The organism is Tomitella cavernea (assembly GCF_016599145.1).
GTDB classification, from domain to species: Bacteria; Actinomycetota; Actinomycetes; order Mycobacteriales; family Mycobacteriaceae; genus Tomitella; species Tomitella cavernae.
In genome coordinates this window covers 1-13829 of the sequence record NZ_JAENKO010000072.1, presented here as the reverse complement: position 1 = coordinate 13829, position 13829 = coordinate 1, and the positions used below count along the sequence as shown (strand labels likewise).

The 13829-nt window shown below is 71.6% G+C and carries 12 protein-coding genes; 1 reads left to right on the top strand and 11 read right to left on the bottom strand.

Annotation, left to right across the window (positions count from 1 at the left end):
- The 4 genes from JJ683_RS17515 to JJ683_RS17500 form a co-directional block, all read right to left on the bottom strand.
- A partial coding sequence (locus JJ683_RS17515) for a M16 family metallopeptidase (protein WP_200176009.1) occupies positions 1-726 on the bottom strand: 726 nt, incomplete at its 3' end.
- Between the two features lie 4 nt (positions 727-730).
- Complete coding sequence (locus JJ683_RS17510) at positions 731-3004, bottom strand: polyribonucleotide nucleotidyltransferase (protein ID WP_200176008.1); 2274 nt, start codon at positions 3002-3004, stop codon at positions 731-733.
- 771 nt (positions 3005-3775) lie between these two features.
- Entirely contained in the window at positions 3776-4045 is a 270-nt protein-coding gene (gene rpsO / locus JJ683_RS19300) for a 30S ribosomal protein S15 (protein WP_182349443.1), read from the bottom strand.
- A 211-nt stretch (positions 4046-4256) separates the two neighbouring features.
- Positions 4257-5231: a bifunctional riboflavin kinase/FAD synthetase gene (locus JJ683_RS17500; protein ID WP_200176007.1), complete on the bottom strand. Its 975-nt coding sequence runs from the start codon at positions 5229-5231 to the stop codon at positions 4257-4259.
- Between the two features lie 85 nt (positions 5232-5316).
- On the opposite strand from JJ683_RS17500, the gene JJ683_RS17495 reads away from it, so the two are divergent.
- Positions 5317-6078: a metal-dependent transcriptional regulator gene (locus JJ683_RS17495; protein WP_200176006.1), complete on the top strand. Its 762-nt coding sequence runs from the start codon at positions 5317-5319 to the stop codon at positions 6076-6078.
- Positions 6079-6110: 32 nt separating this feature from the next.
- On the opposite strand, the gene truB is transcribed toward JJ683_RS17495, so the two are convergent.
- The 7 genes from truB to infB all read right to left on the bottom strand — a co-directional run.
- Positions 6111-7025: a tRNA pseudouridine(55) synthase TruB gene (gene truB, locus JJ683_RS17490; RefSeq protein WP_200176005.1), complete on the bottom strand. Its 915-nt coding sequence runs from the start codon at positions 7023-7025 to the stop codon at positions 6111-6113.
- A 9-nt stretch (positions 7026-7034) separates the two neighbouring features.
- Positions 7035-7715: a 4'-phosphopantetheinyl transferase family protein gene (locus JJ683_RS17485; RefSeq protein ID WP_200176004.1), complete on the bottom strand. Its 681-nt coding sequence runs from the start codon at positions 7713-7715 to the stop codon at positions 7035-7037.
- Complete coding sequence (locus JJ683_RS17480) at positions 7712-8638, bottom strand: metallophosphoesterase family protein (protein ID WP_307811023.1); 927 nt, start codon at positions 8636-8638, stop codon at positions 7712-7714. The genes JJ683_RS17485 and JJ683_RS17480 overlap by 4 nt, the downstream gene beginning before the upstream one ends.
- Positions 8639-8745: 107 nt before the next feature.
- Entirely contained in the window at positions 8746-10113 is a 1368-nt protein-coding gene (locus JJ683_RS17475) for an MATE family efflux transporter (protein WP_372435336.1), read from the bottom strand.
- 34 nt (positions 10114-10147) lie between these two features.
- Positions 10148-11122, bottom strand: coding sequence for a DHH family phosphoesterase (locus JJ683_RS19295; RefSeq protein ID WP_307811022.1), 975 nt, complete (start codon positions 11120-11122; stop codon positions 10148-10150).
- Between the two features lie 27 nt (positions 11123-11149).
- Positions 11150-11635 carry a 30S ribosome-binding factor RbfA gene (gene rbfA / locus JJ683_RS17470; protein WP_200176011.1) on the bottom strand — a complete coding sequence of 162 codons (486 nt, stop codon included), beginning with the start codon at positions 11633-11635 and terminating at the stop codon, positions 11150-11152.
- Between the two features lie 234 nt (positions 11636-11869).
- Positions 11870-13829 (bottom strand): translation initiation factor IF-2 (gene infB, locus JJ683_RS17465; protein ID WP_200175999.1); only part of this gene is annotated, 1960 nt, incomplete at its 5' end.

The following is a 13829-nucleotide window of genomic DNA, read 5'->3' as shown; positions in this document are numbered from 1 at the left end:
CGCCGCGGCGCGGCCGGATCGGATCGGCGCCGGGGCGGCGGCCGCCGCCGCGTCCCCGCCGGTCGCCGCCCGGGCGCGGCGGACGATGTCGTCGTGGTCGATGTTCCCGGCGACGGACAGCACCATCGACCGCGGCCGGTACCGCTCGCCGTGGAAGGCGCGGACCCGCTCGGCGGTCATCGACTCGATCGACTCGGCCGAGCCGATGACCGGCCGCGCAAGGGGGTGCCCGCCCAGGACCGCCTCCACGAGCAGGTCGCCGACGAGGTCCTCCGGGTCGTCCTCGCGCATCGCGATCTCCTCGAGCACCACCTCGCGCTCGAGGTCCACGTCGGCCGGGTCGCATGCGCCGCGCAACGCGATGTCGGCGACGACGTCGATGGCCAGCGCGGCGTCCTCGTCCAGCACGTGGGCGTAGAAGCAGGTGTACTCCTTGGTGGTGAACGCGTTGAGTTCTCCGCCGACGGCATCCATCTCCACCGCGACCGACTGCGCGGTGCGCGTGGGCGTCCGTTTGAACAGCAGATGCTCGAGGAAGTGGGCCGCGCCCACCTCGTCCGGCCGTTCGTCCCGCGCGCCGACCCCCACCCACAGCCCCACCGCAGCGGAGCGGACGCCGGGCAGCCGTTCGGTGACCACGCGCAAACCGGACGGCAGGACCGTTCGCCGAACGCCCTGAGGGGCCTCCCGGTCATCGCCCGGGAGGCCCCTCAGGGCGTCTGTCATCGTGCTACTCAGCGGAGGCCTCCGCTGTCGCCGCGTCGGCCGGCTGATCGGCGTCGTTCTCATCCACGGGGACGAGGCTGATCTTGCCGCGGTTGTCGATGTCGGCGATCTCCACGCGGATCTTGGTGCCCACGTTCACCACGTCCTCGACCTTGTTCACGCGCTTGCCCTGGCCGAGCTTGGAGATGTGCACGAGGCCGTCGCGCCCCGGCAGCAGCGAGACGAACGCGCCGAACGCGGTGGTCTTCACCACAGTGCCGAGGAAGCGTTCGCCCACCTTGGGCAGCTGCGGGTTGGCGATCGCGTTGATCTTGTCGATCGCCGCCTCCGCCGACGGGCCGTCCGCGGCGCCCACGTACACCGTGCCGTCGTCCTCGATGGAGATGTTGGCGCCGGTCTCCTCGGTGATCGAGTTGATCATCTTGCCCTTGGGCCCGATCACCTCGCCGATCTTGTCCACCGGGACCTTGACCGTGGTGACGCGCGGCGCGTAGGGGCTCATCTCGTCCGGGCCGTCGATGGCCTCGGCCATGACGTCCAGAATGGTCAGGCGCGCGTCCTTGGCCTGGGTCAGCGCACCCGCCAGCACCTGCGACGGGATGCCGTCGAGCTTGGTGTCCAACTGCAGGGCGGTGACGAAGTCCTTGGTGCCCGCGACCTTGAAGTCCATGTCGCCGAAGGCATCCTCGGCGCCGAGGATGTCCGTGAGCGCCACGTAACGAGTTTCGCCGTCGACCGCGTCGGACACCAGGCCCATCGCGATGCCCGCGACCGGTGCCTTCAGCGGCACGCCCGCGTTGAACAGGCCGAGCGTGGACGCGCACACAGAGCCCATGGACGTGGACCCGTTGGAACCGAGCGCCTCTGAGACCTGGCGGATGGCGTAGGGGAACTCCTCGACGCTGGGCAGCACCGGGATCAGCGCCCGCTCGGCGAGCGCGCCGTGACCGATCTCACGGCGCTTGGGCGAGCCGACCCGTCCGGTCTCACCGGTGGAGTACGGCGGGAAGTTGTAGTGGTGCATGTACCGCTTGGACTTCTCCGGCCCCAGCGAGTCGATCTGCTGGGCCATCTTGACCATGTCCAGCGTGGTGACGCCCATGATCTGCGTCTCGCCGCGCTCGAACAGCGCGCTGCCGTGCGCCCGCGGCACCACGGCCACCTCGGCGGACAGCGAACGGATGTCGGTGATGCCGCGGCCGTCGATGCGGAAGTGGTCGGTGATGATCCGGCGGCGCACCAGCTGCTTGGTGAGCGACCGGAACGCGGCGCCGATCTCCTTCTCGCGGCCCTCGAACTGCGGGCCGACGGCCTCGAGCAGCTCCGCCTTGATCTCGTCGGTGCGGTCGTCGCGCTCCTGCTTGCCGGCGATGGTCAGCGCCTGCGACAGCTTGTCCGCAGCGGCGGTCTCCACTGCGGCGAAGACATCGTCCTGGTACGCGGGGAACAGCGGGTAGTCGCCGGTGGGCTTGGCCGCCGACGTCGCGAGCTCCTGCTGGGCGCGGCACAGTTCGGCGATGAACGGCTTGGCCGCCTCGAGCCCCTGGGCGACGACCGACTCGTTGGGCGCCTGCGCGCCCGCCTCGATCTGGCTGATCGCGTGGTCGCTGGCGCCGGCCTCGACCATCATGATCGCGACGTCCGCCGGGGTGGACCCGCTGGCGGGCGTGACGATGCGGCCCGCGACCACCATGTTGAACACGGAGCTCCCGAGCTGCTCGACGGTGGGGAACGCGACCCACTGTCCGGCCGGGTTGGCCTCGGAGGTCACGAGCGCGACGCGCACGCCGCCCACCGGGCCGGAGAACGGCAGGCCCGCGATCTGCGTCGACGCGGACGCGGCGTTGATGGCGACCACGTCGTACTGGTCCTGCGGGTTCAGGCTCATCACCGTGATGACGACCTGGATCTCGTTGCGCAGACCTTCGGTGAAGGTGGGGCGCAGCGGGCGGTCGATCAGACGGCAGGTGAGGATCGCGTCCGTGGACGGGCGGCCCTCGCGGCGGAAGAACGAGCCGGGGATGCGGCCCGCGGCGTACATCCGCTCCTCGACGTCCACGGTGAGCGGGAAGAAGTCGAGGTTGTCCTTGGGCTGCTTGGAGGCCGTGGTGGCCGACAGCAGCATCGTTTCCTCGTCCAGGTACGCCACGACCGAGCCGGCGGCCTGCTTGGCCAGCCGACCCGTCTCGAAGCGGATGGTGCGGGTGCCGAAGGACCCGTTGTCGATGACGGCGGTCGCCTCGTACACGCCCTCATCGAGGTAATCGTTTTCGCTCATGAACTCTCTTCTCGTGTGGTGTCCGCCCGCCGGCTCTATGCGTGCGGTGGACAGGATGCTGCGCTTGCGCCGCCGGATGCTGCGTGCCGGATGCCGTACGTCGGATCCCGAGCACCCGGTGCGGTCGGAGCGGAGGTCGTCGATCGAAGCCGTCGGAGGGTGCTGCGCGCATTCCGGGGGGCGGGCAGCGGGTGCCCGGCCCGTGCCCGGCGCGCGATGCGTCGCTTCCGGCGGCCACTACCGAGGACCAGCCGCACGCGAACCGGTCGGATCCGGCGAACCGGAAAGCCGGTGTGCGCCGTGCCGCGGAGAATCCCTCCCCGCGGCGGGCATCCGCCACCGCCCGCTCCCCGTGGGGACCGTGCGGCCGGGCTGCCCGGTCGGCGTCAGCGCTGTTGGTCAGTATTCGGTCGATGAAATTGTCGTCGGCTCGTAGCGTATCCAGGCCGACTCGTCATCGAGCGGCCACAACTTCCGGGTCCGTTCGCCGCATACCCGGCACCGGCTGTTGCCGGAACCGGGTGATCCGGATTCCGGCGAACCGGACCGACCGACTCCGCCACCGACTGCTGACGGCGGAAATTCCGCGATCAGGCGTGCCTGGTGGGACGGACCCGGACGCGGCACGTGCCGGAAACCGGCCGAACCTGGTCCGACGTTACCACCGACGCCTCTGCGGGGGGGACGGCGCGCCGGGGACGGCGCGCACGACCGCGGGCCCGCCACCATGCGGCGACGGGCCCGCGGCCTACACGATCCGGCCGGGGCGGCTCAGCGACGCAGCCCCAGGCGCTCGATCAGCGAGCGGTACCGGTTGATGTCCACCTGCTGGAGGTACTTGAGCAGGCGGCGACGGCGGCCGACCAGCAGGAGCAGGCCACGACGCGAATGGTGGTCGTGCTTGTGCTCCTTGAGGTGCTCGGTGAGCCCGACGATGCGCTTGGTCAGCAACGCGACCTGCGCCTCCGGCGACCCGGTGTCCGTCCCGTGCAGGCCGTACTCGGTAAGGACCTGCTTCTTCTCATCGGTGGTCAATGCCACGGAGATGCTCCTGATCACTATGGTCCGCGCACGTGAGGCCGGACTGCCGCGACGTCCCCGCACTCCCCTGCCTCCGGCCTGGGCGATCCGGGACCCCACGCACGGTCCGGCGGCGCAGCCACCGCGAACCGCAGCCACGCCAGCGTGGGAGTCTACCACCGCGCCGGCCTGCCCCATCCGGCACGCCGGACCGCTCAGCCCGCTCTCCCGCCTACCCCGGGGCGCCGTCGGCGGCGAGCGCCGTGCGCGCACGTTCCACGTCGCCGCCCATCGCCTCGATGAGCGTCTCGACCGAGTCGAACGGCTCCATCGGGCGGATCCGCGCGACGAAGTCGACGGCGACGTGCTGGCCGTACAGGTCGACGTCCTTGTCCAGGACGAAGGCTTCGACCGTCCGGACCTGCCCCGAAAAGGTGGGGTTGGTCCCCACCGACACCGCGGCAGGGTAGGGGACGCCGGCCGCGAGCGCGTCACCGCCGGTGTCGTAGCCGTACCGGGTGAACCACGCGGCGTACACGCCGTCGGCGGGGATCGCGGTGAAGGGGGCGCTGTCGACGTTCGCCGTCGGATAGCCCAGGTCGCGTCCGCGCCGCTGCCCGCGCACCACCACGCCCTCGACCCGGTGCGGGCGCCCCAGCGCCGCACGCGCGGCCTCCACGTCGCCCGCCGCCACGCACGAGCGCACGTACGTCGACGACACCGTCACCTCGTCCTCCGAGAGCAGCGGCACGCCACGGACGGTGAACCCGAAGCGCTCGCCGAGCTCGGTGAGCGCCGCGGTGTCGCCCGCCGCCTTGTGCCCGAACCCGAAGTTGTCCCCCACCACGACCTCGGCGACGTGCAGGCGCTCCACCAGCAGCTCGTGCACGAAGCGCTCGGGCGACAGCTTCGAGAGCTCCTGGTTGAACGGCAGCACGAAGAACACGTCGATGCCGAGCTCGCCCGCCAGTTCGGCGCGGCGGGCCAGGGTGCTCAACTGTGCGGGGTGGCTGCCGGGCCGGATCACCTCGGACGGGTGCGGGTCGAACGTCATCAGCACCGAACGGATGCCGCGCCGCCGCGCCGCCTCCACGGCGGCGCCGATCAGCTCGCGGTGCCCGCGGTGCACTCCGTCGAACACGCCGATCGTGACCACGCAGCGGCCCCAGTCCGCGGGGATGTCGTCGAGTCCTCGCCACTTCAACACGGCACGAATCCTACGTCGGGCCGCGACCGCCGCTCCTGCGGCCTGCAGTGGGCACGCGCGCCGCCACCGCATAGGCTCGACTCCGATGACCGACGACGCCAATGCACCCGCTCCCGCCGACCCCGCCGCGCGGGCGCGCGTCGAGGCCCTCACGCCCGTGGCACAGGACTACCTGAAGGTCATCTGGACGGCCACCGAATGGGACGACGAGCCGATGTCCACGAAGCTGCTCGCCGAGCGGTTGGGATCCGCGGCGTCGACGGTGTCGGAGACGGTGCGCAGACTCGCCGACCAACATCTGGTGGACCACGTGCGCTACGGCGCGATCACGCTGACGTCCGCCGGCCGCGCCGCGGCGCTGGCGATGGTCCGCCGCCACCGGCTGATCGAGACGTTCCTGGTGCGCGAGCTCGACTACAGTTGGGCGGAGGTGCACGACGAGGCCGAGGTGCTCGAACACGCGGTGTCGGATCTGCTGGTCTCCCGCATCGACGCCAAGCTGGGGCATCCCGAGCGCGACCCGCACGGCGACCCCATCCCCCGGGCGGACGGAACCCTGCCGCGAATCCCCGGCCTGCGGCTGACGGACCTGGCCGGCGGCGCGTCGGGGTCGATCACCCGCATCTCCGACGAGCACCCCGACATGCTCCGCTACTTCGACGGGCTCGGCATCGCGCCCGGCGTCGTGCTCCGGGTCCTCGAACACCGCGACTTCGCCGGCACGATCTCCGTGCGGGTGCACGGCCCCGGCGACGCGGGCGCCGGCCGCACCGTCGAGCTGGGCCGCCCTGCGGCCGACGCGATCTGGCTGGTGCAGCAACCGGCGGATCCGCACCCGTCCCGATAACTCGGCCCGGGCCGGTCACCGCAGCATCACGGTCACCGCAGCGTCGCCGGGCGCACCACCATCACCGAGGCGGCGCGCCGCCCGCTCTCCTTGACCAGCGCGATCACGCGTCCGTCCGGGTCGACCACCCCGTAGGTGCCCTTCATCCCCACCGGCTCGAGCCACCGCCCCTGGCTGATCGATTCGGACTCCGCCGCCGAGATGTCGCGCAGGGGGAAGGCCGTGCGGACGGCGTCGTCCATGCCGAGCCCGATCGACGGCGTGGCCTGGACGTCGGCGAGCGGGCGCGCGTCCTCGACGCGGAACGGCCCCACCCGGGTGCGCCGCAGCGCGGTGAGGTGCCCGCCCACGCCCAGCGCGGCACCAAGATCGCGGGCCAGTGCGCGCACGTAGGTCCCGGAGCTGCAGTCCACCTCCACATCGAGGTCCAGCACGTCGCCGCTGCGGCGCTCGGCGACGATATCGAAGCGCTGCACCGTCACCTGCCGGGCGGGGATGGAGACGTCCGCGCCGTCCCGGATCAGCGCGTGCGCCCGCCGCCCGCCGATCTTGATGGCAGACACGCTGGAGGGGACCTGCTGGATCGTCCCCCGCAACCGCTGTGCCGCGGACTCGTAGTCGGCGCCGCCCACGCCGTGTGCCGGCGCGCCGCCCACGCGGTCACCGGTCGCATCGTCCGTACTCGTCGCATAGCCCAGCCGGATGGTGGCGGTGTAGGACTTGGTGGCGAGCGCCAGCAGGCCGAGCAGCTTGGTGGCGCGCTCGATCCCGATGACGAGCACGCCCGTCGCCATCGGGTCCAACGTTCCCGCATGGCCTACGCGACGCGTGGTGAACGCCTTGCGGCACCGCGCCACCACGTCGTGACTCGTCGCCCCCTCGGGTTTGTCGACGATGACGAGCCCGGCGTCGGCCAGACTCGCCTGAGATTTCCCACGCTTGGACACAGCGCAGAATTACACCACGACGACGGCGGTGACCACCAGCCCATCGGCCGCGATCCACCGCCCGTCGAGCGTGTCGAGCCGTCCCCCGTCGACGGTGTGCCCCGGCACGAGGATGCGCGAGCGGAAGGTCCCCGTCACGGCGCCGCCCTCGACGGCCTGAGCGTCGGCCGCGACGGTGATGTCGGCGTCCTCGAACCCGAGCCACCGCCGGGTCAGCGGGTACCACGCCTTGTACGTGGCCTCCTTGGCGCTGAAGAGCAGCCTGTCCAGCCGGACCTGCGGGACCGTGCCGGAGTCACGCTCGATGCGGTCCCGCTCCGCGGGCAGGCTCACCGACGCGAGGACCCCGTCCGGCAGCGGACCGTTCTGTTCCGCGTCGATGCCCACCGACCGCACCTGCAGCGCGAACCCCAGTGCGGCGGCGCGATACCCGGACGTGTGCGTCATACTGCCGACGATGCCCCGCGGCCAGCGCGGCGCGCCCTTGTCTTCCTTGGGCAGGGCGACGGGCTCCACGCCGAGCCGCCCCATGGCCGTGCGAGCGCAGTGGCGGACGCTCGCGTACTCGGCGCGGCGGCGTGCCACGGCGCGTGAGATCTGCTGCTCCTCCTCGGGGAACAGTGTGACGTCCGGCGGGTCCGCGAACAGCTCGGCGGCCTCGACTCCCCCCGGCAGGATCGCGTCGATCATCCGCGCAGCCTCGCCTTGAGCCGCTCGAACTCGGCCTCCTGGCGCGCACTGACCGGAAAGTGGCCGCCCCACTTGTTGAGGTCGCCGGGGCCGTACTGCGGTTCAGGGAGGATCTGACGCAGGACCGGCTCCTGCAGGCCGCGCCGGCGCCATTCTCGCGGGTACCCCACCGACACCTCCTCGAACCGCACGCCGTCGTAGTATGTGGTGCGCGGAATGTGCAGGTGCCCGTAGACCGTGCACACCGCCCGGTAGCGCCGATGCCAATCCGCTGTCTCATCGGTGCCGCACCACATGGCGAACTCGGGGTGCATGAGAACGTGCGTGGGCTCGCGCACCAGCGGAAAGTGATTGACCAGGATCGTCGGCAGTTCCGGGTCCAGCGCGTCGAGGCGGCGCCTCGTCTCGCGCACACGCGCCGCGCACCAGGCCTCCCGGGTGGCGTACGGCTGCGGCGAGAGCAGGAATTCGTCGGTGGCGACCACGCCGCGTTCACGGCCTTCCGCGAGCCCCGCCGTCTTGTCCGCCGCACCGGTGGGCAGCCAGCTGTAGTCGTAGAGCAGGAACATCGGCACGACCGTGACCGGTCCGCCGTCGCCCTCCCACACCGGATACGGGTCCTCGGGGGTCACGACGCCGATCTCCCGGCAGTCGCGCACCAGCCGCTCGTACAGGTCCACCCCGTGCAGCTGTACCGGGTCCTTGGCGGTGGTCCACAGCTCGTGGTTGCCGGGCGTCCAGATGACCTTGGCGAACCTGCCCGCCAACAACCCGAGGGTTTCGGCCACCTCGTCGGTGCGCTCGGCCACGTCGCCGGCGACGATGAGCCAATCGTCGTCCGTACCGGGCCGGAGCCCGTCCGTCACCTGCCTGTTGCCCCGGTGGCCCACGTGCAGATCACTGACCGCGAGCAAACGCCCCACGCGTCCTCCTCCGTTCACCATGCTTCAAGTCTCGTGTGCGATGCGCCGCGACCGCCCCGATACGCATGCGCGTCCCCGCCCCGGTCGGCGGCATCTGCCCCGGCGGGCTACGCCGGGGCCGTTCCGGGCACCGCCCACCTGCCCGACGCCGCCCGGGCCACGACCGCGCCGAGCCGCACCACCAGAAATGCCACCAGCCCACACCATATGCCGCGCAGGCCCCAGTCCCAAGCGAGGGAGGCCCAGATGATCGGCAGGAAGCCGCCCAGCGCGCCGAGGAGCGTGGCCGTGCGTAGGAACCGCGCGTCCCCGGCGCCGAGCAGCACGCCGTCGAGCGCGAAGACGACGCCGCCCAGCGGGATGAGAGCCACGAACAGCCACCACACGTCCCCGATCGGGCCGAGCACCGCGGGGTCGTCCGTGAACACCGCCGGCACCGCCGAGTACCCCGCCGCGAACAGTGCGGCCAACAGCACCGAAAGCAACGCCGACCAGCGTGTGATTCGCCAGGCGAGCGCACGGGCGCCCGCCACGCGGCCGCCGCCGAGCGCCGCGCCCACCAGCGCCTGCGCCGCGATGGCCAGCGAGTCGAGGACGAGCGTGAGGAAGTTCCACAGTTGCAGCACCACCTGGTGGGCCGCGAGCGACGGTGCGCCGAACCGCGCCGCTACGGCCGCCGCGGACAGGAAGCAGGCCTGGAAGCCGAGGCTGCGCAGGATGAGGTCGCGCGCCATGCCCGCCTGCGCGCGCATCACCGTCCACCGCGGAAGCAGACCGATGCCCACCACCCGCCGTTCCCGCAACAGCAGGACCAGGAATGCTGCGGCCGCCACCGTCTGCCCGACCAGGTTGGCCACGGCCGAACCGGCCAGCCCCAGATCCGGCATCCCGGCTGCGCCGAACACGAGCAGGGGACACAGCACCGCGGAGACCGCGAACCCGGCGACCACGCACACGAGCGGCCGGACGGTGTCCTCCACCCCGCGCATCCAGCCGTTTCCGGCCATGGACACGAGGATCGCCGGCACGCCCAGGATGGCGATCCGCAGCCACAGCACCGCGTCGCCGGCGAGGGCGGCGTCTCCGGCCAGCAGCCGCAGCAGCGGCCCTTCCAACGCGAACACCGCGGCGGCCAGGACCACGCCGACGCCGACTGCCAGCCACGTGGCCTGCACGCCCTCCCCCACGGCCCCCGCGCGGTCGCCCGCGCCGTACAGGCGCGCCGCCCGCGCCGTGGTGCCGTAGCTCAGGAACGTCAGCTGACTGCCCACGACGCTCAGTACCAGCGCGCCCAGCGCGAGCCCGGCCAGCGCGTCCGCTCCCAGCCTGCCCACCACCGCCACGTCCAGCAGAAGGTACAGCGGCTCGGCCGCCAGCACGCCGAGCGCCGGCAGAGCGAGAGCGAGGAACCGGCGGACGGTGACTCGGCCGGGGCCGCGCTCGGTCACGCCGCCGGCGACTCCGCCGCTGTGCACATCCGTGGTCGGCGATGCGCCCGCGGCGTCGGGCTCATCGGCCGAGGGCTGCACGCAGTTCCGCCAGGACGTCGTCCTGCGAGCCCGCCGCCGGATAGCCCGCGGCCGCACGGTGTCCGCCCCCGCCCAGTCCCCGCGCCACCGTGGCGACGTCGACCGTCCCCCGGGACCGGAGGGACACGGACCACAGGCCGCGCGGGGCATCGTCGTTCGACGGCCGTTCCTTGAGCACCACGGCGACCTCGGCCTCGTCGCTGGTGCGCACGATGTCGATGACGCTTTCCACCTCTTCCCATTCCACACCGCGGGCGTCCTCGAGGTGGATCGCCGTGTGGACCATGCCGCGACCGCCCACCGCCTCCGGATCCAGGCGCGCGCGGGCCAGAACCGTGCCGAGCATCGGCAGCCAGGCGAACGGGTGCGAGTCCATCAGGCCCCGCAGCAACGCAGGGCCGTCGAACCCGGTCTCCAGCAGGTCGGCGGTCAGGCGCAGCGAAGCGGTGTCGGCCCGCCGCAGGCCACCCGTGTCGGTGACGAGCCCGGCGTAGAGGCACTGGGCGATGTCGGCATCCACCGGCGTGCCCCACGCGCGCAGGATCCGTTCGACGATGACGGTGGTCGACTGGGCCTGCGGGTCGACCACCGCGACGTCGCCGAATCCCGTATTCGTGCTGTGATGGTCGACCACGAGCGCGGTGCCGGACGAGTCGAGCACACCGGCGAGTTCACCGAGGCGGTCGCTGCTGCTGCAATCGACCGCCACCGCCACCGCGCTATCCGCGGGGACCTCCTCCGGCGGGCACAGCAGGTGCGTCCCGGGGAGCAGTGTCAACGACCGGGGCAGCCGGTGGGGCGCCGGGAATGACGCGCGCACCGGTGTTCCGGCACGCTCGAGCGCGACCGCCAGCGCCAGCGCGCTGCCGATCGTGTCCGCATCCGGGTTGACGTGCGAGAGCACCGTGACGGAGGACGCCGAGCGCAGCAAGCGCGCCGCGTCGTCGGCCCCCACCGGCCGCGCCACCTCCGAGCACACGGCTCAGCCCGCGTCGCCGGCCGGGCCGGCGCCGTCCGCGGCGTCTTCGGCGTCTTCGCCGACGGTGCGGCGGTACGGGTCGGCGTCACCGGCCGGGCGCGCACCGACCGCGCCGCGCGCCACCGCCTCGTCGGCCTCACGCGCCCGCGCAAGCAGCTCCTCCATGCGCCGGGCGGTGTCCGGGACCGTGTCCGCCACGAACGACAGCGTGGGGGTGAATCGCACACCTGTGCCTGCACCCACGAGCGTGCGCAGCTGCCCCTTCGCCCGTTCCAGAGCCTCGGTGGCCGCCTGCACGTCGGGCTCCGCGTCCACCGACTCACCGCGCACGGTGAAGTAGACGGTCGCGTCGTGCAGGTCGTTGGTGACCCGCGTGTCGGTGATGGTGACGTATTCGAGCTGCGGGTCCTTCACCTCGTGTTGGATCGCAGTGGCCACGATCGCGCCGATCCTCTTCGCCAGCCTCCTGGCACGTGCGTGATCTGCCATCACCCTCACCCTTCCTGCGCTGAAAACCTGCACCGCCGGAACGCCGGCGGCACTGTCCGCCGCCGCGACCGCGGTGTCCTTGATGTTCCACTCCGGGTCCTTGATGTTCCACTCCGGGCGCGACGAAAGCACTACGCCGACGCCGTCGGCGGTCGACCGGGCCCCGCCCGGGAACGCACCGGTGCGGGTGCCGCGCCTCGCGCCACCCGCACCGGTCCCGTGCTCTACCGCCGATCAGTCGCGCGGCTTCTCCCGAAGCTCGTAGGTGTCGATGATATCGCCCACCTTGATGTCCGAGTACGACAGCGTCATGCCGCATTCGAACCCGTCGCGGACCTCGGTGGCGTCGTCCTTCTCACGCCGCAACGACTGGATGGTGACGTTCTCCGAGACCACCGCCCCGTCGCGGACCAGCCTGGCCTTGCCGTTGCGGCGCACGCTGCCCTCGGTGACCATGCAACCCGCGATGTTGCCGACCTTGGACGACTTGAAGATCGCGCGGATCTCCGCCTTGCCCAGCTCGACTTCCTCGTACACCGGCTTGAGCATGCCCTTGAGCGCCGATTCGATCTCGTCGATCGCCTGGTAGATGACCGAGTAGTACCGGATATCCACGCCCTCGCGGTTGGCCAGCTCGGTGGCCTTGCCCTCTGCGCGCACGTTGAATCCGAGGATCACCGCATCCGAGGCGGCGGCGAGGTTGACGTTGGTCTCCGTCACCGCGCCCACGCCGCGGTCGATGACCCGCAGCTGCACCTCGTCGTCGATCTCGATACCGAGCAGTGCCTCCTCGAGCGCCTCAACGGTGCCCGAGTTGTCGCCCTTGATGATCAGGTTGAGCTGGCTGTGCTCCTTGAGCGCCGAATCCAGATCCTCGAGGCTGATGCGCTTGCGGCCGCGCGCGGCGAGAGCATTGCGCTTGCGCGCGTTGCGCTTGTCGGCGATCTGCCGGGCCACGCGGTCCTCATCGACCACCAGCAGGTTGTCGCCGGCACCCGGCACGGAGGTGAAGCCCACCACCTGGACCGGACGCGACGGCAACGCCTCGGCGACGTCGTCGCCGTTCTCGTCGACCATGCGGCGCACGCGGCCGTAGGCGTCGCCGGCGACGATCGAGTCGCCGACGCGCAGCGTTCCACGCTTGATGAGCACGGTGGCCACCGGGCCGCGGCCGCGGTCCAGGTGCGCCTCGATCGCGACACCCTGGGCGTCCATGTGCGGGTTGGCCCGCAGGTCCAGCGACGCGTCCGCCGTCAGCAGCACGGCCTCAAGCAGCTCGTCGATGTTCAGGCCCTGCTTGGCGGAGATGTCGACGAACATGCTGTCGCCGCCGTACTCCTCCGGAATCAGCCCGTACTCGGTCATCTGGCCGCGGATCTTGGCCGGGTCCGCGCCCTCCTTGTCGATCTTGTTGACCGCGACGACGATGGGCACCTCCGCGGCCTGGGCGTGGTTGATCGCCTCGACCGTCTGCGGCATGACACCGTCGTCCGCCGCCACCACGATGATCGCGATGTCGGTGGCCTGCGCACCGCGGGCACGCATGGCGGTGAACGCTTCGTGGCCCGGGGTGTCGATGAAGGTGATGACGCGGTCGTTGCCCTCCAGGTGGGTCTCCACCTGGTAGGCGCCGATGTGCTGGGTGATGCCGCCGGCCTCGCCCTCACCCACGTTGGCCTTGCGGATCGTGTCGAGCAGCCGCGTCTTGCCGTGGTCGACGTGGCCCATGACGGTGACCACCGGGGGACGCTGTTCGAGGTCCTCGTCGGTGCCCGCGTCCTCCCCGAAGGTGAGGTCGAAGCTGTCGAGCAGCTCGCGATCCTCGTCCTCGGGGCTGACGACCTGGACGACGTAGTTCATCTCGGAGCCGAGCAGCTCCAGCGTCTCGTCCGCCACCGACGCGGTCGCCGTCACCATCTCGCCGAGGTTGAACAACGCCTGCACGAGTGCTGCGGGGTTCGCGTCGATCTTGTCCGCGAAGTCCGACAGCGACGCGCCGCGGGCGAGCCGGATGGTTTCGCCGTTGCCGCGCGGAAGCCTGACACCGCCTGCGGAGGGCGCCTGCATCGAGTCGTATTCCTGGCGCTTCTGCCGCTTCGACTTGCGGCCACGACGCGGTGCGCCGCCCGGGCGCCCGAACGCCCCGGCGGTGTTGCCGCGCCCACCGCGGCCGCGGCCGCGGAACCCGCCGCCG

What these genes read in the sequence shown, in the direction of transcription:
- JJ683_RS17485 (WP_200176004.1), bottom strand. Translation starts at nt 7,715, where the DNA reads ATGATCGACGCGATCCTGCCGGGGGGAGTCGAGGCCGCCGAGCTGTTC.
- JJ683_RS17495 (WP_200176006.1), top strand. Translation starts at nt 5,317, where the DNA reads ATGACCGACGACGCCAATGCACCCGCTCCCGCCGACCCCGCCGCGCGG.
- rbfA (WP_200176011.1), bottom strand. Translation starts at nt 11,635, where the DNA reads ATGGCAGATCACGCACGTGCCAGGAGGCTGGCGAAGAGGATCGGCGCG.
- JJ683_RS17510 (WP_200176008.1), bottom strand. Translation starts at nt 3,004, where the DNA reads ATGAGCGAAAACGATTACCTCGATGAGGGCGTGTACGAGGCGACCGCC.